We start from the raw sequence: 20,469 nt of genomic DNA on the forward strand, positions 1-20,469 counted from the left end.
GACAAAGCCACGACGGGTGACTGCATGAAACACCCTGTCAGGCGCCTTGCGGATACTGCACCTGCGCGAACCATTCGAGCACCTGGGCCACCGCCTGATCGACGTTGAGCCCCGACGTGTCGAGTACCCGCGCACCCTCTGCTGGCCGTAGGGGCGCTTCGGCACGGGTACGATCCCGCGCATCGCGCGCCTCAAGATCCAGCATCAGACTGTCTATGTTAGCAGAAAATCCTTTTTCTATCAATTGCTTATAACGCCTCTCGGCGCGCGCCTGCGGTGTGGCCGTCAAAAACACCTTCAGATCGGCCTCCGGGAAGATCACCGTGCCCATGTCGCGACCGTCCGCAACGAGGCCTGGCGCGGTCTTGAAGGCCCGCTGAAGCGACACGAGCGCGTGACGGACCGCCTTGTGCACGGCGATGCTCGATGCCCGGTTGCCGATCGCCTCGGCGCGTATCGCGTCGGTGACGTCCTCCCCGGCCAGCCAGATGCGCTGCTCCTTGAACCGCACATCGAGCGTCTCGGCGAGCACCGTCAGCGCCCCGACGTCGTCCGGATCGATCCCGTGCCGGGCGCTCGCCAGCGCCGTCAGCCGGTACAGCGCCCCACTGTCGAGATAGTGAAAGCCCAATGCATCGGCCACACGGTGTGCCACCGTCCCTTTGCCGGATGCCGTTGGGCCATCCACCGTAATGACCGGAATCGAGTCGTCCACCATCGTGAAATCAGGCATCCCTTCGTCTCTGTGTGTTCAAAACATCAAAAAATGAAATCTCGTGCGCAAATAGTCATGATTACCATTTTTGCGCAGGCACCATTGGCGCGTCCCGAAAACTCGGCCGCCGCGCAAGATCGCGATTATCCCTTAGCCAGTCCGAATGGGGGTCTCTACGCACGGCAGGGCGACATGCGGCGTGGCTCGCACCGATGAATCGGGCGCCCGGGCGCGCTCAAGGGCACGGGTGAGATAGATCCCGACCACCGGGCCGCGGCGGCCACGAGAGGCGCTATGCGAATTCGCTACCGCACGTTGTCCCGCCTTCGAACTGCCCGGGGTTAGGGTGGCAATGGGGGATCGCGACCATCGATTCGGCGACCGGCAGCGAACTCAAGCAACGCTGACCTGACCAGTATAGCCGTCGTGCCTCGCGCACGACTGACGCGCCGCCGGAATCGCGGTCTCGCGGCGGCAGGGGGCGCGACCGGCCGATGGATCCGATCGCTTCCCTTGCCCTGATTTCACTTGAAATCATCGGACGCGATGCCGAGGCGCCGCATCTTGTCGTACAAGGTCTTTCGGGGAATGCCCAGCTTTTCGCAAGCGAGCGATGCGCGTCCGCCGGACGCGCGCAACGCCTCTTCGATGAAACGCCGCTCGAACAGGTTCATCTGCTCGTCGAGCGTGCGCGGCGTCCCCTGCGGGCCGTCGTCCGGATCTCCGGTCCCGAGTCCGAGCGTAAAGCGCTCGGCGACGTTGCACAGTTCGCGCACGTTTCCGGGCCACGGGCGCGCCATCAGCCGATTCAGACGCTCGGCGCCGATCTCCGGCACCGGACGACCGTACGCCGCCGCCGCACGCAGCACAAAGTGCTCGAACAGCAGCGGAATGTCTTCCCGACGCTCCCGTAGCGAGGGGATCTCGAGCACGATCACCCCGAGCCGATAGTAGAGATCGTCGCGAAACCGCTGCTGGCGGGCGAGCTCGAGCAGATCCGCCTTCGTCGCGGCAATGATCCGGCAATTCATCGGCAGCAGTTCGTTCGAGCCAATCCGCTCGAACTGGCGCTCCTGAAGCACACGCAGGAACTTGACCTGAAGCGCCATCTGCATCGTCTCGATCTCGTCGAGAAAGAGCGTGCCGGACTGCGCATATTCCAGCTTGCCGATGCGACGTTTCAACGCCCCCGTAAACGAGCCAGCCTCATGGCCGAACACTTCGCTTTCGAATAACGATTCGGGAAGGCCCGCGCAGTTCAGCGCGGCAAAGGGTTTGTCGCGGCGCGGGCCGAAGTCGTGCAGGCAGCGCGCAACAAGCTCCTTGCCGGTGCCCGTCTCGCCGAATACCAGCACGTTCGCATCGGTATTGGCCAGTTCGAGGATCAGCTTGCGCAAATGCTCCACGGGTCGCGAATTCCCGAGGATCCTCGCATCGATACGATCACGACTCTCGAGCTGCCTGCGCACGGCCGTCAATTCGAGCGTAAGCCGTCGGTGCTCGAGCGCACGTCGCGCAAGCTCGACGATCCGCTCCGACGCGAACGGCTTTTCAACGAAGTCGTAAGCGCCGAGGCGCATGGCCTGTACCGCCATCGCGATGTCGCCGTGCCCGGTCACGAGAATGACCGGCATCGACGCGCTCATTGCCTTCACGCGTTCGAGCAGTTCGAGCCCCGTCATGCCGGGCAGACGCACATCGCTGACGACAATACCCGGAAAATCGCCGTCGATGTGCTCAAGCGCCTCCTCGGCGCTTCCAAACGCGTCGACCTCGATGTCCGCTAGCTGCAACGCCTGGACAGTACCGAGCCTCACTGCCGCGTCATCCTCCACGAGCAGCACGCGCAAGCTGTCTGGGATCACGGGTTGCCCTCCCTGTACGTACGTAGATAAATACTGAACTCGGCGCCGCCCTCCGGCCGGCCGGAGGCTTTCAGCGAACCGCTGAACTCACGCACGATGCCCTCGGAGATCGCCAACCCGAGGCCCAGCCCCGTGCCCTGCTCCTTCGTCGTGAAGAACGGCTCGAAGAGCCGCGCGCGCACAGCCTCGGAAAGCCCCATGCCGGTATCGCGCACCCGGATCACGGTCGTATTGCCATCCGCCTCGACCGTCACCTCAAGGCGTCGCACCGGGGTGATGGCCATCGCGTCGAGCGCGTTCGTGAACAGGTTCACGAGCACTTGCTCGAGCCGATTGGCATCGGCGAGCACGCGGGCATCGGCCAATTGCGCGTCGAACATGAGCTCGACCCGCTCCTTTCGCAGCCGCTGTCCAACGAGGAACAACGCGTTATTGATCGCCTCGGCGGCAACGACAGGCTGGAGCTGCGTCGGCGCCTTGCGGGCGAAGCGCTTCAGTTGCGACGTGATCCGCCCCATTCGCTCTATCAACTCGCCGATCATCCGAAGATTGGCCTCGGCGTGACTCGGCCGCCCCCGTTCGAGGAATGTCAGCGCGTTGTCCGACAGCGTACGTAGCGCCGCGAGCGGCTGATTGAGCTCGTGGGTGACGCCCGCCGCCATCTGCCCGAGCGCCGCCATCTTGCCCGCCTGCACTAGCTCCTCGAATGCCGCCTTGAGCTGCGCTTCGGTTTCCCTGTGCATCGCGACCTCGTGCTCCAGATTGCGATTTGCGCGGCTCAGCGCCGCAGTGCGCCGCGCGACCTTGCGCTCGAGCTCCTCGTTCAGTTGCTGCAGCGCCTCGCGCAGTGCCAGCCGTTGCGCGACAATGCGCCGTCGCTGCCACACCGTGAGCGCCAGTACGACGACGAATGCGAGCCCGAGCGCGGCGGATCGGGCCAATGCACGCGCCACCGCTCGCGCAGGCGCGAGATTCGACAGCACGACAATGTGCCAGTCGGTGCCCGATACGGGACGGGTAACGACCAGGAACTCGGTTGGAAACGGCTGAGGGGTCGGCAGGCTGGCGGCCAGCGGATTGTCGCGCGCCACCGACTCGATCCACGCATTGGGTGCGAGTGTGCGCTCGATGGTGAAGCCAGCGGGCATGAGTGCCCCCGGCGCATCGTACTGGTGCGTACTCACGATCTCGGCGCGCGCGGCCGCCGACAGCGGACGTAGTGTCCTGTATTTGAGCCCCGGCACCGACGACAGCATGATCACGCCATGCGAATCGACGGCGAGCACGGGCTCGGCGCCCTGTCGCCAGACCGATTCGATCCGGTCGAGATTGACCTTGAGCGTCACGACGCCAAGCACGCGATGCGCGTCGTCATAGATCCGTTCGGCCAGAAAATAGCCCGCCTCATTGCTCACGGTGCCCAACCCGTAGAAACGGCCATGGCCGTCACGCATGGCGCCGATAAAGTACGGGCGGAACGAAAAGTTCGACCCGACGAACGTCTTCGGCTGGTTCCAGTTGCTCGCCGCGAGTGTGTTGCCTTGCTTGTCCATCACGTAGAACGCGCTGGAGCCGGCGTCTGCATTGACGGTCTGCAGATAAGCATTGACCCGCGCGACCAGATCGCGATCGGTCGGATGGCGCAGCATCGAGAGTACGTCGGCATTCAGGCTCGCGAGCGACGGCAGATAACTGTAGTGTCGAACCTCGCTGGTCAGCGCATTCTCGTAGCCGTCGAGCCGGTGCGCGGCGGTGTCTCGCAGCGTGCGGATCTCCACCTGCTCCGCGTAACGATAGGCCACCCATGCGGCCACCACCGTCAGCAAGGCGAACGCGACCACGAGCGCGAGCAGAACACGCGTGCGACGCGACGTTGCGCTGACGAACTTCACGACCGCCTCCCCGCAAGCCCGCGCCCCGCAGGCCCGCGAACGTCCATTGCCCACCGCCCCATCGCACCGTCTCCTCTGAAGCCATCATTCTAACGGTGCGGCGACCGACGACCATCGGCACAAGCGCTTGTCCGGCGTACCCGATCCCCGTGCTCCGCTCGATCCTCTCGCGGGAGGGGGCCTCATCAGGCCCGCGTCCTGCGTCCGCGACGACAACGCGTCGACATCCCGGACATCGTTCGCCAAACGAACCTTACAGCCCGAAGTAAGTCTCGCGCACGGCGTCGCTCGCTTCGAGCTCCGCGCGCGAGCCCGACACGCGAACCTTGCCGTGATCGAGCAAGTAACCGCGATCGGCAAGATCGAGGAACGCGATATTCTGCTCCGCGATCAGCAACGAGGTTCCGTCGCCAATAGCCGTGCGCAACGCGTCGATCACGTGCTTGACGAACACCGGCGCGAGACCGGAGGACGGCTCGTCCATCAACAGGAGGCGGGGTTCGGCGATGAGCACCTTCGCGATGCCGAGCATCTTGCGTTGCCCCCCCGACAGGCTTGCCGCGGCTGCACGCCGCTTCGCCGCCAGTGCGGGAAAAAGCGCGAACAACACTTCCTTGCGCTGACGGATTTTCGCTTCAGGCATGAAATAGCCGCCGAGCGCGATGTTCTCGTCGATCGACAGCGTCGGAAATACACCGAGCTCCGACATGAATGCGATGCCGCGCCGAATCCGCTGATCAGGCCGCAGCATGTCAATGCGCTCGCCGTCGAGCGTGATGCGCCCGCCCGTGCACGGCAATAGTCCAATCAGCGTGCGCAGCAGCGTCGTCTTGCCCGCGCTGTTTGCACCGAGCAACAGCACGGTTTGCCCGGGCTCGACCCGCATATCGACGCCCCACAGCACCTGCATGTCCCCATAGCCGGCCTCCACGCCTTCGATTACCAGGGATGCCGTCATCATGCCGCTCCAATGAATGCAGCGATCACCTCGGGGTCGCGCGCGGCCGACGCGAGCGGTCCCTCGAACAACATGCGCCCGGCGCCGAGCACGATCACACGTTCGGTGATGCGGTTAAGAAAATCGAGCAAGTGCTCGACCACGATCATCGCGATGCCACGTGCCGACAGTCGTTGCAGCAACTCGGCAATCACATTCAATTCCGCGGGATTGAGCCCCGCGCCGATCTCGTCGACCAGCAGCAGTTGCGGCCGCGTGGCGAGCGCCCGTCCGAGATCGAGTAGCTTCTGTTGATTTACCGTCAGCGAACCCGCGACACGCGACGCCACACTGGCGAGACCGATGTCTTCGAGAATCGGTCCGATCTCGCGGGGATCCAGACGCACGCTGCGCGCCGCGACTTCAACGTTCTCATGCACAGTCATGTCGCGAAACACCTTCGGCACCTGAAACGTACGGTTGATGCCAAGGTGTACACGCCGGTGCATCGGCATGCGGTTGATCGTTTGCCCGAGGAAATCGATCGCGCCCTCGTCCGCCTGCAGGAGTCCCGAAATCACGTTGATGGTCGTCGTCTTGCCGGAGCCATTCGGGCCGACGAGACCGACGATCTCGCCGGGCACGACAGCAAAGTTCACATCGTTGAGCACGACCTGTGCGCCGAAGCGCTTGTGAACGCCCACGAGTTGCAACAATTCAGAAGACATGGATACCCCGACGTTGCAGCAGCGACAGGAGGCCACCCGGCAGAAACAGCACGAGCAGCACGATGAGACCGCCATAGATGAACTGGAAGTACTGTGGCGTGGAAATCCCGATCGCCGCGTACAGGACGTAGAGCAGCCCCGCGCCGACAATCGGCCCGATGACCGTGCCGACACCGCCGAAGAGTGCGAACACGATGGCGAACACCGAGAACTGCAACGTGAACACCGCGTCGGGATAGAACACCGAGATGCCCCATGCGTAGGTGCCGCCCGCGAGCCCGGCGATCAATGCCGACACCAGCCACGCGACGAGACGCGCCTGCACAACGTTGACGCCCGCCATCGCCGCGCTCACCGGATCCTGCTTGACCGCACGCAGCGACATGCCAAAGCCGGACGTGCGGAAGTACGCCGCAAATGCGCACGCGATGAGCAAAACGCCGAGCATGCAAGCGTAGCTTGCGCCCGGACTGTAGACCTGTTCGATCTTGAGTCCGTAGGGGCCGCCGGTCACGTCGGACAGGTTCGGGTTCGACACAACGAAGTAGATGATCTGCGACGCCGCGAGATTCGCGATCGAGAAGTAGGCGCCCGAGAGCCGCAACAGCGGCCCGAGCACCAGCCCGAGCAGTGCGGCCGCGAGGCCGCCGCCCGCGACGCACGCGAGTATGGGCAGGTGCGTATGAAGCACGAGCAGCGACGTTGCATAGGCACCACTGCCGAAAAAGCCCACATAGCCGAACGGCAAATAGCCGGTGAAGCCGTACAGCAGGTTGAGTCCCTGTGCCAGCACGATAAACGTCATGATCGTGAACAGCAGCGACTGGTTGGCGTACACATGAGGTGCCACGAGAAAGATCGCGGCAACCACTGCAAGCGTGATCGCCGGTGCGCGCAAGCGTCGCGGCGTCGTCTGTCCGGTGGGGTTCAGAGTGGTATCAAGCAAGACGCACCGCCTTTCCGAGCAAGCCCGAGGGACGAATGAGCACAATGATCAACAGCAGCGCATACGGCACTACGTTCGACCACGACGAGTAATAGGTTTGCATCAGCATCGTGCCGAGACCGAACACGAGCCCGCCGGCAATCGTGCCAAGCGGATTGCCAAGTGAGCCGATGACCACGATCGCGAACGCGGTCGTGGTGAGGTTGTCGCCAAGATCGGGCGACACCGAGCCGAGGAGATACGGCACGAACACGCCCGCGATGCCCGCGAGCGCGAGACCTGCGACAAACGCAATGGTCGACACACGGCGCACGTCGATTCCGGTGGCAACGGCCTCTTCCCGATTGGCCATCACCGCGCGAGTTGCATAGCCGAACCGCGTGCGCGAGAAATACAGCCACAGCACGACCAGCGCCGCAACGCTGATGCCGGCGGCCCACCACCAACTATCGGGAAACTGCTGGCCGAAGGCCCCCAGATTGCCGCTGCCGAGCGCATCGTCGGGCAACGAGCGCTGGTCGGCGCCGAACATCAATACCGTCAACGACTCGAGCATCTGGCCAATGCCGAAGAACAGGATGAACGACAGCATCTCCGGGTCGTCGCTGCGCTGCAGTCGCGGCACGACGGCCCGATACATCGGCCAGCCAATGATCGTTGCCGCAGCCACCGACACGGGAATGGCCCACAACGGACTCAGGCCGAAATGATGCGAGACCATCCACGCCGCATAGCTGCCCAGCACGATGAACTGCCCGTGCGCGAGATTGATGATACGCATCACGCCGAACACGAGATTGAGTCCCAGGCCGACCAGCGTGAAGAAGATACCGTACAGAATGCCGCCCATGACGGCATAAGCAAGAAGTTCCACGTTCGTCCCTTCGCAAGCGAGGATGTCGTCGCCGGCGCCGTCGTTCGGCGCCGGCCGGTTCCTGATCAGACGATGCGACTGACGATCAGTGCGTCGGCGCCGGATACACCGGCTTGCCGGTCGCATGCGAGTCCGGATACACGACGACGAACTTGAGCCCCTTGTTGCCGTCCGGCACCATCTGGGCGACCGGGAACGGTTGGCCGAGCTGCGCCCCGTTCGCATTGATCTGGAACGGCCCCAGCAGCGTGGTCGTCTTTCCGGACATGTCCATCAAGGCCTGATGGAAGGCCGGTTGTGCAAACGTCGGTGCGTCGCCAAGCATCTTCTCCATGACAATGCCCGTGTTGTAACCGGCCGAGTCGAGGAAGGTCGGATCCTTGTGTTGGTCGGCCTGGAACGCCTGCACAAATTGCGCGGTATTCATCCCGTAAGTGACCTTGTCGTACTTGACCAGCGGCGGCGTGGGGTACGTGTACGTGTAGGCGAGCGCATCGACCCCCGCATTCTTCGTGAGCAGTTGCAGCAGTTGCCCCGGGAAGATCGTGAACGTCATATCGAAATGCAGGCCGCTTTGCGACAGCGCGCGCAGGAATGCGATGTCGTTCGGCGCGTAGCCGAATTCAAGCAACGCCTGGGGATTGGCGGCCTTCGCCGTGTGCAGCAGCACGTTGTAGTTCGATTCCGTGGTCGGCACGCTGTGGTAGAACACCGGCGTCACGCCGCCCTTCGCGAGTTCCGCCTTCATCGTTTCGGCTTGCGAGGCATCGAAATCGTTCGCGCCATAGACAATCGCCACGCGCTTGATCTTCTGCTTGAGGAGGAAGTTGGCGAGCGGCACCGGCCAGACCGTCGACGACGGAATACTCACATCGGCGAGGTAATCGGTCTTCTGAGTGAAGAAGTTCGCCCCCGAGCCGGTCGGATCGATCAACAGCATGTGGTGCTCAGCCGCGAGCGGCACCGCGACCGACGTCAGCACCGACCCAAAGTCCGCCACGAGGATGTCGACCTTGTCCTGCGTGATCAACTGGTTATAGAGCGTGGTGGCCGTGGACGTCGAACTCTGGTCGTCGTACGCCACGATCTTCACGGGAATCTTCTTGCCGTATGCCTTGACGAGCACCCCGCCCTGCTTGTTGACGGTGTCGGCCCAGAACTTCAGCCCTTCGTATTGCCCCTGGGAAGCCACCGCGAACGGGCCAGTGCTCGCGTAGAGCGTGCCAATACTGATCTGTGCTGGCGCCTGTGCAGCTTGCGCCCCCAGGCTGGCGAACGCGCAGGCGATCGCGGCGGCGGTCATTTTCAGCGAAGTGGCGGTTTTACGGGTCAGTCGCGCGTGCATTGAAATCTCCTCTGGATCGTTTTGACATCAAGACCTGTCCACGCCGCGCGGCGAAAGCCGCAATGACGCCCGTGGTCAGGGTTCTGCTACGTGGGAAGCGAATGGGAACCGACGGCCTGAGGCCGGGCCGGTTGGGCCCGGCGGGTCAGTAAATGGGAAGGCGGGTGAATGTCATGACATGTCTCCTGATGATCGATATTCGATTGTTTGGAGAACGTTATGCAATTCGCATGCCAATCACATCGGCGAACGCAATGCCTTGATGCAGCACGGTGCCCGCGTGTCGCGACATGCGCATTGCGCGAAAATCCGCACAAATGCGCCGACGGGTGGCTGGGAAAAGTGACGTCCGGCTGGCTCGCGCCGGATGTGCCGGATGTGCCGGATGTGCCGGAGACGCCGAAAGCGCCGGAGAGGCCGGATGCTTCCGGGGCGTGTCAGGGCGTGTCAGGACGAGCCAGCGCAAACGAAGCGGTGGCGAACGGCATCACCGCGTTGGCGGATGCTTTGCCGGGGCGAGGCAGGCAGAGCACGCCGATCCCGAGCCGCGCGGCACGCGGGGCTATGCAGATAGACGGGAGGGAAATTGAGGTGCACCGGGCGGTCGATCTCGTGCCAGGGGCCTGGCCACGCACACGGCCCGCGTGATCGGCCCCCGAGTGGTCTTCCGACAATCAGGGGCCGATGCGCGTACGTACCGTCAGTTCTGCCCTTTCAACAACGGCGTGCAACCCAGCATGTGCAACGCGCTAGGACGCAACGCGAGCAAACTCGGTGAAATACGTCGGGAACGTCTTGGCAACGCATTTCGGATCGTTGATCGTCACCGGCACGCCGCCCAGGCTCACGAGCGAGAAGCACATCGCCATACGGTGATCGTCGTAGGTGTCGATGGCTGCGTTCGGTGTGAGTGCGGCGGGCGGCGTGACACGCAAATAGTCCGTGCCCTCCTCCACCGTTGCCCCCACCTTGCGCAGTTCGATGGCCATGGCGGCCAAACGATCCGTTTCCTTCACGCGCCAGCTTGCGATATTGCGCAGCGTGGTGGTGCCGTCCGCGAAAAGGGCGGCGACCGCGATCGTCATTGCCGCGTCGGGAATGTGATTGAAGTCCATGTCGAGCGCACGCAGCTTGCCGCTCGGCGTGTCGACGCCGTGCACTTCAATGGCGTCGTCGAACAGTGTGACGCGCGCGCCCATCGCCGCAAGGGCGTCCACGAAACGCACATCGCCCTGAATGCTGTCGCGGCCGACGCCTTCCACGCGCAGCGGCCCGCCCCCAATGGCCCCGGCGGCGAGGAAGTACGACGCCGACGACGCATCGCCTTCGACCCGGATCTCGCCTGGACTCCGATACTTCGCGCCGCTGGCATCCGCCGCCGGCAACGTGAAGCGCGACCATCCGTCTTGCCGGACATCGATGCCGAAGCGCCGCAACAGTCGCAGCGTGATGTCGATGTACGGCTTGGAAATCAGCTCTCCCTCGACTTCAACGACGATCTCGCCCGTTGCCGACGGCAACAGCGGCAACGTGAGCAGCAACGCGGTAAGGAACTGGCTCGACACATCGCCACGCACGCGAATGGGCGCCGACGGTGCGGCCACATCGGCCGGCTGGATATGCAGCGGGGGATAGCCGGCGTTACCGACGTAATCGATATGCGCGCCGAGCTGACGCAAGCCGTCAACCAGGTCGCCGATCGGGCGTTCGTGCATACGCGCCACCCCTGAGACCGCATAGTCGCCGTGGCTAAGCGCGAGCGCCGCCGTCAGCGGACGAATGGCCGTGCCCGCGTTGCCCATGAACAGCTTGGCCGTCTTGACGGGAAATGCACCGCCGCAGCCCTCAACGATGAAATCGCGCGAGTCACCGACCTGCGTACATTTGACGCCAAGCGTCGCCAAGGCGTCGAGCATGACCTTCGTGTCGTCCGACGCGAGCAGGTCGCGCACGCGGGTTGTGCCGTGGGACAACGCGGCGAGCAGCAATACGCGGTTCGAGATACTTTTCGAGCCGGGCAGGCGCAGCGTGCCTTCGGCGTGTCCGTAAGGACCGAGATCGAGCGTTTCCATTACTTTTCCTGTTGCTTGGCCCAGTTCGTGCGCGCCTGGCTGGTGCGCGCGAAGACGGCCTCGAGACCGGCGCCGTCACCGGCATCGATCAATTGACGCAAACCCGCGAGCGTCGCGACGTAGCCATCGAGTTCGGCGAGCAGTGCCTCGCGATTGGCCATACAGATATCGCGCCACATTTCCGGATTCGATGCCGCGATGCGCGTAAAGTCGCGAAAACCACCGCCCGCGAAACCGAATTTCGAGGCAGCGTCGGGGGCTTCGAGAATCTGCGCGATGAGCGCGTACGAGAGAACATGCGGCAGGTGACTGACCGACGCGAATACGCGATCGTGCTGCGTCTCGGACATTTCCGACACACGCGCCCCGGTCGCCTCCCACATCGCGCGCACCCGCGCGACGTCCTCGTGACGATTGTTCGCTTGCGGACACAGCACGACGCGCCGGTCGAGATACAAATCGGCTTTCGCTGCATCGACACCGGACAATTCCGCCCCGGCGATAGGGTGCCCCGGCACGAAGCGCCAGACCTCGTCGCCCAGTGCGGCCTTGGCGGCGGTTACGGCGTCCGTTTTGGTACTTCCCGCGTCGGTCACGATCGTATCGCCACCGAGAAACGGGCGGATCGCCGCGAGCAATGCGGGCGTCTGCGCCACCGGCGCCGCGAGCACGACGACATCGGCCCCCGCCACGGCCTCGGCCATTGACACGGCAGCCCGATCGATCACACCGAGTTCGCGCGCGCGCGCCAGCGACGCCTCGCTGCGCCCGACGCCAACGACTTCCTTCACGGCACCCGCGGCCTTGAGCGCACGTGCGAGCGAACCGCCAATCAGGCCGACGCCGCAGATGACGAGTTTATTCAGACTCATGGTGTTTCGTCCGCCGCCGCGTTATGCGGAGCGCGGGTATGACCCGAGCACTTTGCAATAAGCCGCGTTCTGACGGAGCGCGTCGAGCGCCTTGGCGACATTGGGATCGTCGCGATGGCCCTCGAAATCGACGTAGAAGTAATACTCCCACGCGCCGCTTTTGGCCGGACGCGACTCGAAGCGCGTCATCGACACGCCATTGTTCGCCAGCGGTTCGAGTAACGCGACCACGGCACCGGCGCGATTCGGCACCGAGAGAATCAGCGATGTTTGATCGTGGCCGCTCGGCGCCGGATCCTGCGTGCCGACAACGACGAATCGCGTGCGGTTGTGCGGATCGTCCTGCACATGCGCGTAGGCCACCTGCAGTCCGTACTGGGTCGCCGCGGACTCGCCGGCAATCGCCGCAATGGTCGGATCGGCCGATGCCATACGCGCAGCCTCAGCATTGCTCGACACCGCCTGCCGCTCCAGCAGCGGAAAATGCGCCGTAAGCCAGTGCTGACATTGGGCGAGCGACTGCGCATGCGAGCAGATGCGCTTGACCCCGTCGAGCGTGCCCGAGAGCGACATCAGATTGTGATGAATCGGCAAAGCCACTTCGCCGCTGATCGTCAGCGGACTTTGCAGCAGCAGGTCCAGCGTGCGCGACACGACACCCTCGGTCGAATTCTCGACCGGCACGACGCCGAAGTCCGCGCTGCCTGCCTCGACGGCGCGGAACACCTCGTCGAGCGACGGGCACGGCAAGCCTTTCACGCTTTGTCCGAAGTAGGCAAATGCCGCCTGTTCGCTGTAGGTGCCGGCCGGCCCCAGGTAAGCGACCGTCATGACCTTCTCCAGCGCACGGCTGGCCGACATGATCTCGCGCCAGATCGACGCCAGATTGTCGCCATACAACGGGCCGTCGTTGGTCTGTTGCAGACGCGAAATGACCTGCAATTCGCGCTCAGGCCGGAACACCGGCGCGCCGAACCGCTTCTTGACTTCGCCCACTTCCAGGGCGACGGCGGCGCGTTGGTTGAGCAGTTTCAGAAGCTGCGCGTCGATGTCATCGATTTTCTCCCGCAAGGGGCGCAGCAATGCGTTCAGATCGTCTTCCATGGAGCGTATTGTCGTCATGCAGTGGAACAGGGGCGGGCGATTCGGCCGTGCTTGGCGCGATGTCCCGAAGCACGTCGGGACATTCCTTTTGCGCCGGCCGTTCGCCCTCGTCAGCCGTGGCTGCGCTCGAATTCGCGCAGATAATCGACCAGCGCCTTGACGCCGGCCAGCGGCATCGCGTTGTAAATCGAGGCGCGCATGCCTCCCACGGACTTGTGGCCCTTGAGTTGCAGCAGGCCGCGCTCGCGAGCGCCGGCCAGGAAAGACTCGTTCAATGCGTCGTCGTGCAGGAAAAACGGCACGTTCATGCGCGAGCGGCAATCCTTCGCGACGGGTGTGCGGTAAAACTCGCTGCTGTCCAGGTAGCCATAGAGGCAATCGGCCTTGGCCTTGTTCTGCGCCTCCATGGCCACCAGTCCCCCCTGGCGCTTGAGCCACTGGAACACCAGACCGGCGATGTAGATCGCGTAGGTCGGCGGCGTGTTGAACATCGAGTCGTTCTCGGCAACGATCTTCCAATCGAACGCACTCGGCGTGATCGGCAACGCGCGGCCGAGCAGGTCGTCGCGCACGATGACCACCGTCAACCCCGACGGACCGATATTCTTCTGCGCACCGCCGTACATCACGCCGAACTTCGACACATCCATCGGACGCGAAAGAATGTGCGACGAGACGTCCGCCACGAGCGGCACGTTCGGCCGCCCGGCGGCGCCCAAATCGGGCGTCCAGAAATACTCGACGCCATGAATGGTTTCATTCGTACAGATATGCACGTAAGCCGGATCTTTGGACAACTGCCATTCGTCCATTGTCGGCAGGCGGGTGAACTTCTCGGCTTCGGTGCTCGCGGCGATATTGACGTCGCAATACTTGCGCGCCTCCTTCTGCGACTTCACCGACCACGACCCGGTGACGACGTAGTCCGCCGTACGACGCTCTCCCGCACGCTCGCCGCCCAACAGGTTCATCGGGATGAGCGCGTTCTCGGCCAGCGCGCCGCCCTGCATGAACAGAATCCGGTAGTTGTCCGGCACGGCGAGCAGCTCACGCAGATCGGCCTGCGCCTGCGCCAGAATGCTCATGAACTCACGTCCGCGATGGCTCATCTCCATCACGCCCATACCGGCGCCGTGCCAGTCGAGCATTTCCTCGGCAGCCTGTGCCAGCACCTCGGCCGGCAGCGCCGCCGGACCGGCCGAAAAATTGAAAGCGCGCGTCATAATGTTTTGCCACGGTAAAAGTGAAACGCAAGCCGACGGACACTGCCCCGTGCGGCTTGCGTTTCACGTCTGACGATGACTCGTTTGCGAGGCGGCGAAGACCCACTATACCGCCAGATGCCTTCGACGTGCGGGTGTCCGCCCCAATTCCGCCGCTGGACGATGGCTTTGCCGGAAAATTCTGAGCAAAACCCGGCAGTTCACACCATCAATGCAAAATGGCCGTTTGCGATCGCTCGCAAACGGCCATTATCGGTCAATCCCAGCGGGACCGGCCGAAATTTACTTCTTGGCCGGCGCCTTCGGTGCCGACTTGGCGGCCGCGGCAATCTCTGCGTCCGCTTGCTTGCTGGTCGCGTCGATCGATTGCGGCATGTACTTCTGCATCAGACCGCCAACGACTTCCTGGCCAACCTGATCCTGCACCTTGATGTACTTCTGGCCGACCGCGCTCTTGTAAAACGCCGTCAGACCCTTGATTTCGTCGGTGGTGTAGAACTTGCCATAAGCCGCGTATTGCGCTTGCACGGCATCGTTCTTGAACGCGTCGGAAGTGAAGACCTTGCCTGCCCCCTCGACGAGCTTTTGCACCGAGCGCTCTTGCAGCGTCGGCACAATGGCCTGCTTCTGCGCATCGCTCATCGTCTTGTTGGCGACCAGTTGGCGTTCGAGCACTTGCGGCGCCAATTGCTTTGCCTGTTGCTGCGCGCCGTCACCGATGGCGGCGACGAGCTTGTTCGCGTCGATGGCGTCGAGCAGGTCCTTGATGGCGGCCTTCTTGTCGGCATCGATCGGGGCGCTTTGTTGAGCCATCGCCATTGCCGGCGCTGCGAGCAGCAGCCACATCCACTTCTTGACGTTATGTTGCATAGTAATAGTCACTCCAAAGTTCGCCGGCTTTGTCCGGCGATAAATAGATGCATCCTCGCCTGGGCACTTCACTGCATCGAGCCAGATTCTACTGACTTTTCGGGGTAATGCGCCCGCAGCTTACATCGCGTTACGTCAGTCATGATTCCGTGACATCCGCTTCCGGCGTCTCGTCGCCATCTTGAGCATCACCGCCATTCTCCGCGATTTCGGCATCGGACTCGACGATGCGTTGCAGGCCCGAAAGCGTCGTGCCTTCGTCCAGGCTGATCAGCGTCACCCCCTGCGTGGCCCGGCCCATTTCGCGAATTTCCGACACGCGCGTACGGATCAGCACCCCGCCGGTCGTGATCAGCATGATCTCGTCATCCGGCTCGACCAACGTCGCCGCGACCACCCGGCCGTTGCGTTCGCTCGTCTGGATCGCAATCATACCCTTAGTGCCACGGCCGTGGCGCGTATATTCGGTGATCGACGTGCGTTTGCCGTAGCCGTTTTCAGTCGCCGTAAGCACCGACTGCTGCTCGTTCTCGGCAACCAGCAGCGCGATGACCGTCTGCCCGTCTTCGAGCTGCATGCCGCGCACGCCACGCGCTTCGCGTCCCATCGGACGCACATCGTTTTCGTCGAAACGCACCGCCTTGCCGCTGTCCGAGAACAACATGACGTCGTGAGCACCGTCGGTGATGGCCGCGCCGATCAACACGTCGCCGTCATCGAGATTCACCGCGATGATGCCCTTCTTGAGCGGACGGCTGAAGGCCGTCAGCGGCGTCTTCTTGACCGTGCCCAGGCTCGTGGCCATGAACACGAAGCGATCTTCCGTGTATGCCTTGACCGGCAGCACCACGTTGATCTTCTCGCCGTCCTGCAACGGGAACATATTGACGATCGGACGCCCGCGCGAGGTTCGCGACCCCTGCGGCACTTCATAGACCTTGATCCAATACACACGGCCGCGATTCGAGAAGCACAGAATCGTATCGTGCGTATTGGCAATGAACAGCGTGTCGATCCAGTCGTCGTCCTTGGTCGCGGCGGCCTGCTTGCCTCGGCCACCGCGCTTCTGTGCGCGGTATTCGGACAACGGCATCGACTTGATGTAGCCCGAGTGCGACAGCGTAACCACCATGTCCTGCGGCGTGATCAGGTCTTCGGTGTCGAGTTCGGTGGCGTTGTGTTCGATGGTCGAACGACGCTCGTCGCCGAACTCGGCGCGCACGGCCGTCAGTTCGTCGCCGATGATCGCCGTCACGCGTTCAGGGCGCGCCAGGATGTCGAGCAGGTCGGCGATCTGGGCCATCACTTCCTTGTACTCGGAAACGATCTTGTCCTGTTCCAGACCGGTCAGGCGCTGCAGACGCATCTGCAGAATTTCCTGCGCCTGCGTCTCCGACAGACGGTAGAGTCCATCGGCCTGCATGCCCACGGCGGCGTCGAGCCCTTCCGGACGGTAGGCCGCACGGCCGCCCTGCGTATCGCTTTCGGCCCGCGCGAGCATGTCGCGCACGACCGACGAATCCCATGCCTTTTCCATCAACGCGGCCTTCGCGATCGGCGGCGTCGGTGCCGCCTTGATGATCGCGATGAAGTCGTCGATGTTAGCAAGCGCTACCGCCAGACCTTCGAGCACATGCCCACGCTCACGGGCGCGACGCAGTTCGTAGATCGTGCGGCGAGTAATCACTTCGCGGCGGTGCGCAAGGAAGTGCACCAGCATTTCGCGCAGGTTCAGCAGCTTGGGCTGGCCGTCGACCAGCGCCACCATGTTCATGCCGAACGTGTCTTGCAGCTGCGTGTGCTTATAGAGATTGTTGAGCACAACCTCGGGCACTTCGCCGCGCTTGAGTTCGATCACCACGCGCATGCCGCTCTTGTCGGACTCGTCGCGAATGTCGGAAATCCCTTCAATACGCTTCTCGTTGACCAGCTCGGCAATACGCTCGAGCAGTGAGCGCTTGTTCACCTGATACGGCAGCTCGTCGACGATGATCGCCACGCGCTGGCCGCGATCGATGTCTTCGAAGTGAGTCTTCGCTCGCATCACCACACGACCGCGACCGGTGCGGTAGCCTTCGCGCACGCCGGAGATGCCGTAGATGATGCCGGCCGTCGGGAAGTCCGGGGCCGGAATGATCTCGATGAGTTCGTCGATGGTGGCTTCCGGGTGCTTGAGCACGTGCAGACAGCCTTCCACGACTTCGTTGAGATTGTGCGGCGGAATGTTCGTGGCCATGCCGACCGCAATCCCCGACGAACCGTTGAGCAGCAGGTTCGGGATGCGGGCCGGCAAGATCAATGGCTCTTTCTCGCTGCCGTCGTAGTTCGGACCGAAGTCGACGGTTTCCTTGTCGATGTCCGCGAGCAGCTCGTGGCCGATCTTGGCCATGCGCACTTCGGTGTATCGCATGGCCGCGGCGTTGTCGCCGTCGACCGAGCCGAAGTTCCCCTGCCCGTCGACCAGCATGTAGCGCAGCGAGAACGGCTGCGCCATACGAACGATGGTGTCGTATACAGAGGCGTCGCCGTGCGGGTGGTACTTACCGATGACGTCACCGACGATACGTGCCGATTTCTTGTATGCCCGGTTCCAGTCGTTATTCAACTCGTGCATGGCAAACAGTGCACGGCGGTGCACCGGCTTCAGGCCGTCGCGCACGTCTGGCAGGGCGCGGCCGACGATCACGCTCATGGCGTAATCGAGATACGACCGCCGCATTTCTTCTTCAAGCGAAATCGGGAGAGTTTCTTTGGCGAACTGATCCATTATTCGTATCTATCAAACCCTAATCGCGATAGGCGGTTGCCGGCGATATGATCTTAAGATTCTAACATGCCCGTCATTGGCATCCGAAACGAGCGTGATGCGACGCACAAGACATGTCCGGCATGCCAAAACGATCGGCGACGACGAAGAATGAAACGGTTGGCGAGGGGCCTCAAAAGGTGTTGCGCTCACACCACAACTGCGCCACGACGGGCGGCAAACTTGGGGTTTTGCTCACGGGTGGCGGAAGCGCTATGGCAAAATGCCGTGGCATAAGTTAGACATTATTCGAAGTGCATGGGCCATGCTTTGGCGCAAAGGCCGATGTTATACTTCGAGCGATGTAAGACTTTGGTACCGTCGTCTAGGCTCGCAGTAACCCTGCGGTAATCTCATTTCGAGAGGAGAAATATGAATAAATTCGCTAAGCTCGCGATCGTTGCAGCTACCGCAGTGATGGCTGCTTCGGCTATGGCTCAAAATTATGTCCAGACCGCTCCGGGTCCGATCGCGGCCTCGAAACAAGCTGTCAACGACAACTGGGTTAACGGCAGCGGCGAGTGGGTTTGGAAGAACGGCTCGGACGAACTGTGCTGGCGCGATGCCTACTGGACCCCGGCCACGGCCAATGCCAAGTGCGATGGTTCGATCATCGCCCAGGCACCGGCTCCGGCACCGGCTCCGGTTCCGGTCGCTCCGGTCTCGCAGAAGGTGACGTACCAAGCTGACGCCCTGTTCGATTTCGACAAGGCCATCCTGAAGCCGGAAGGCAAGGCCAAGCTGGACGACCTGGCTGGCAAGGTTCAAGCACTGAACCTGGAAGTCGTGGTTGCCACGGGCTACACCGACCGCATCGGTTCGGACAAGTACAACGACCGTCTGTCGCTGCGTCGCGCTCAAGCTGTGAAGGCCTACCTGGTCAGCAAGGGCGTTGAAGCCAACCGCGTCTACACGGAAGGCAAGGGCAAGCGCAACCCGGTCACGACCGGTTGCAACCAGAAGAACCGCGGTCAGCTGATCAAGTGCCTGGCACCGGATCGCCGCGTGGAAGTCGAAGTCGTCGGCACGAACAAGTAATACGGTTCTCACCGACTACGAAAAAACCCCGCCTCGGCGGGGTTTTTTTTCGTCTGCCGCGATCGGATCCGTCATCCGAACCGTCGCGAGGCTCCGACAATCGGCACCCTCACGCCTCGCTGCCCAGTTGCGGATACTGCCGGCGCACCATAAAGCTCAGCAGCGCCTTGACCGGACGGTCGCGCCACCACGATCCCGTCTCCAGCGGCTTGAACATCATGCGCGTGGCCGCCTCGACAGGCATGTACTGCTTCATCACATCGCCCGACATCGCCAGGAACGCGTCCCAGGTCATCGTCTCGAACGGCGGCGGTGTGCGCCAGAATCGATTGAGCGGCTCGAACGCGAACGCAATGTCCTCGTCGCGCACCAGTTCGCTGCGCTCGACCATGGTTCTCAGCCGCCGGATCACCCCGCGCTGCTCCACCGCGTTGTACCGATCGAATGTCTTGCGGAAATAGCGATAGTGGCCGACCTCCTCGTTGCTCAGCTTGTGCATCATCTGCTTGAGTTCCTCGACCGGCATATAGGATTCCAGGCAGCGGTAGATCATGGCCGTTTGCGTCTCGGTCACGCAGCGTGAAAGCGCCTCGAGGGCCAGCGACGGCCGCATGTGCTGCACATCGCACCGCGGCTTATAGCGTTCCAGAAACGCGTCGTACGCCGGCGCCCAGTCGAACTCGGGCCAGACGCGCGCGATGTAGTCCTTGGCGAGCCGCCCGTGCTCGACCTCCTCGGGCAGCCAGGTATCGCGCAGCCACGTTCTCATCTCGTCGTCGTCGCCATACATCTGGTTGAGCGTGGAGACGAACTCCGGCACGCTGGTCTCGATGAACGACACCGTCGCGAGGGAATAAAAGATGAACGCATTGGTTCGAACAGACGGCTCTGCTGCCATGACACGCTCCTATCGGCATAGGGGGTTGAACATGTATCGCTCAAGCACGTACGCGCGACCTGTGTAAATGGCGGGTTGACAAGCGCATCGAGCACTGCCCGTTGCGAGATCGGACAGGGCACTCGGCCAACCGGTCACATCAATCGTCACACGAAGATCACAAACGCATAGTATAGGATTTGGCCAAGGATCGCAGCGCAGCAACCCATCCATCCAAAATGCGTCGATTTTTGGTCAATTTGAGCGATGTTTGCTACCGTTACAACAACTTTAACTCTGAAACG

At 62.7% G+C, this 20,469-nt stretch carries 16 protein-coding genes; 1 reads left to right on the forward strand and 15 read right to left on the reverse strand.

Annotation, left to right across the window (positions count from 1 at the left end; all coding sequences use genetic code 11):
* Positions 1 to 37: 37 nt before the first annotated feature.
* From cmk to gyrA, 14 genes are all read right to left on the reverse strand, one after another.
* Positions 38 to 733 (reverse strand): (d)CMP kinase, encoded by a 696-nt coding sequence (cmk, locus tag PCE31106_RS09750; protein ID WP_017232089.1) that lies wholly within the window; start codon positions 731 to 733, stop codon positions 38 to 40.
* A gap of 506 nt (positions 734 to 1,239) precedes the next feature.
* Positions 1,240 to 2,580, reverse strand: coding sequence for a sigma-54-dependent transcriptional regulator (locus tag PCE31106_RS09755; protein WP_150563138.1), 1,341 nt, complete (start codon positions 2,578 to 2,580; stop codon positions 1,240 to 1,242).
* Positions 2,577 to 4,472, reverse strand: coding sequence for a sensor histidine kinase (locus PCE31106_RS09760; RefSeq protein WP_174975080.1), 1,896 nt, complete (start codon positions 4,470 to 4,472; stop codon positions 2,577 to 2,579). Before PCE31106_RS09760 ends, PCE31106_RS09755 begins: the two co-directional genes overlap by 4 nt.
* Before the next feature lie 253 nt (positions 4,473 to 4,725).
* Complete coding sequence (locus tag PCE31106_RS09765; RefSeq protein WP_254440970.1) at positions 4,726 to 5,433, reverse strand: ABC transporter ATP-binding protein; 708 nt, start codon at positions 5,431 to 5,433, stop codon at positions 4,726 to 4,728.
* Complete coding sequence (locus PCE31106_RS09770) at positions 5,430 to 6,137, reverse strand: ABC transporter ATP-binding protein (RefSeq protein WP_017232093.1); 708 nt, start codon at positions 6,135 to 6,137, stop codon at positions 5,430 to 5,432. Before PCE31106_RS09770 ends, PCE31106_RS09765 begins: the two co-directional genes overlap by 4 nt.
* A complete protein-coding gene (locus tag PCE31106_RS09775) occupies positions 6,127 to 7,083 on the reverse strand; it encodes a branched-chain amino acid ABC transporter permease (RefSeq protein ID WP_254440971.1) in 957 nt (318 codons plus the stop codon). The genes PCE31106_RS09770 and PCE31106_RS09775 overlap by 11 nt, the downstream gene beginning before the upstream one ends.
* The gene (locus tag PCE31106_RS09780) at positions 7,076 to 7,957 is read right to left on the reverse strand and encodes a branched-chain amino acid ABC transporter permease (protein WP_026131626.1); all 882 of its coding nucleotides are present in this window, start codon (positions 7,955 to 7,957) and stop codon (positions 7,076 to 7,078) included. The genes PCE31106_RS09775 and PCE31106_RS09780 overlap by 8 nt, the downstream gene beginning before the upstream one ends.
* An 85-nt stretch (positions 7,958 to 8,042) precedes the next feature.
* Entirely contained in the window at positions 8,043 to 9,302 is a 1,260-nt protein-coding gene (locus tag PCE31106_RS09785) for an amino acid ABC transporter substrate-binding protein (protein ID WP_017232096.1), read from the reverse strand.
* Between the two features lie 749 nt (positions 9,303 to 10,051).
* Positions 10,052 to 11,374, reverse strand: a complete 1,323-nt coding sequence (gene aroA / locus PCE31106_RS09790) for a 3-phosphoshikimate 1-carboxyvinyltransferase (RefSeq protein ID WP_150563140.1) — start codon at positions 11,372 to 11,374, stop codon at positions 10,052 to 10,054.
* Entirely contained in the window at positions 11,374 to 12,246 is an 873-nt protein-coding gene (locus PCE31106_RS09795) for a prephenate dehydrogenase (protein WP_150563141.1), read from the reverse strand. Before PCE31106_RS09795 ends, aroA begins: the two co-directional genes overlap by 1 nt.
* Before the next feature lie 21 nt (positions 12,247 to 12,267).
* The gene (pheA, locus tag PCE31106_RS09800; RefSeq protein WP_017232100.1) at positions 12,268 to 13,350 is read right to left on the reverse strand and encodes a prephenate dehydratase; all 1,083 of its coding nucleotides are present in this window, start codon (positions 13,348 to 13,350) and stop codon (positions 12,268 to 12,270) included.
* 110 nt (positions 13,351 to 13,460) lie between these two features.
* The gene (serC, locus tag PCE31106_RS09805; RefSeq protein WP_150563142.1) at positions 13,461 to 14,573 is read right to left on the reverse strand and encodes a 3-phosphoserine/phosphohydroxythreonine transaminase; all 1,113 of its coding nucleotides are present in this window, start codon (positions 14,571 to 14,573) and stop codon (positions 13,461 to 13,463) included.
* Positions 14,574 to 14,855: 282 nt separating this feature from the next.
* Complete coding sequence (locus tag PCE31106_RS09810) at positions 14,856 to 15,443, reverse strand: DUF2059 domain-containing protein (protein WP_017232102.1); 588 nt, start codon at positions 15,441 to 15,443, stop codon at positions 14,856 to 14,858.
* Between the two features lie 139 nt (positions 15,444 to 15,582).
* Positions 15,583 to 18,210, reverse strand: coding sequence for a DNA gyrase subunit A (gene gyrA, locus PCE31106_RS09815; RefSeq protein WP_150563143.1), 2,628 nt, complete (start codon positions 18,208 to 18,210; stop codon positions 15,583 to 15,585).
* Positions 18,211 to 18,621: 411 nt separating this feature from the next.
* Between gyrA and ompA the strand changes: the two genes are divergently transcribed.
* A complete protein-coding gene (gene ompA, locus PCE31106_RS09820; RefSeq protein WP_017232104.1) occupies positions 18,622 to 19,287 on the forward strand; it encodes an outer membrane protein OmpA in 666 nt (221 codons plus the stop codon).
* Between the two features lie 109 nt (positions 19,288 to 19,396).
* Here ompA and PCE31106_RS09825 read toward each other — a convergent pair whose 3' ends face one another.
* The gene (locus tag PCE31106_RS09825) at positions 19,397 to 20,185 is read right to left on the reverse strand and encodes a hypothetical protein (protein WP_017232105.1); all 789 of its coding nucleotides are present in this window, start codon (positions 20,183 to 20,185) and stop codon (positions 19,397 to 19,399) included.
* Between the last annotated feature and the right edge of the window lie 284 nt (positions 20,186 to 20,469).

Source organism: Pandoraea cepalis, assembly GCF_902459665.1.
In the GTDB taxonomy this organism is placed as follows: Bacteria; Pseudomonadota; Gammaproteobacteria; order Burkholderiales; family Burkholderiaceae; genus Pandoraea; species Pandoraea cepalis.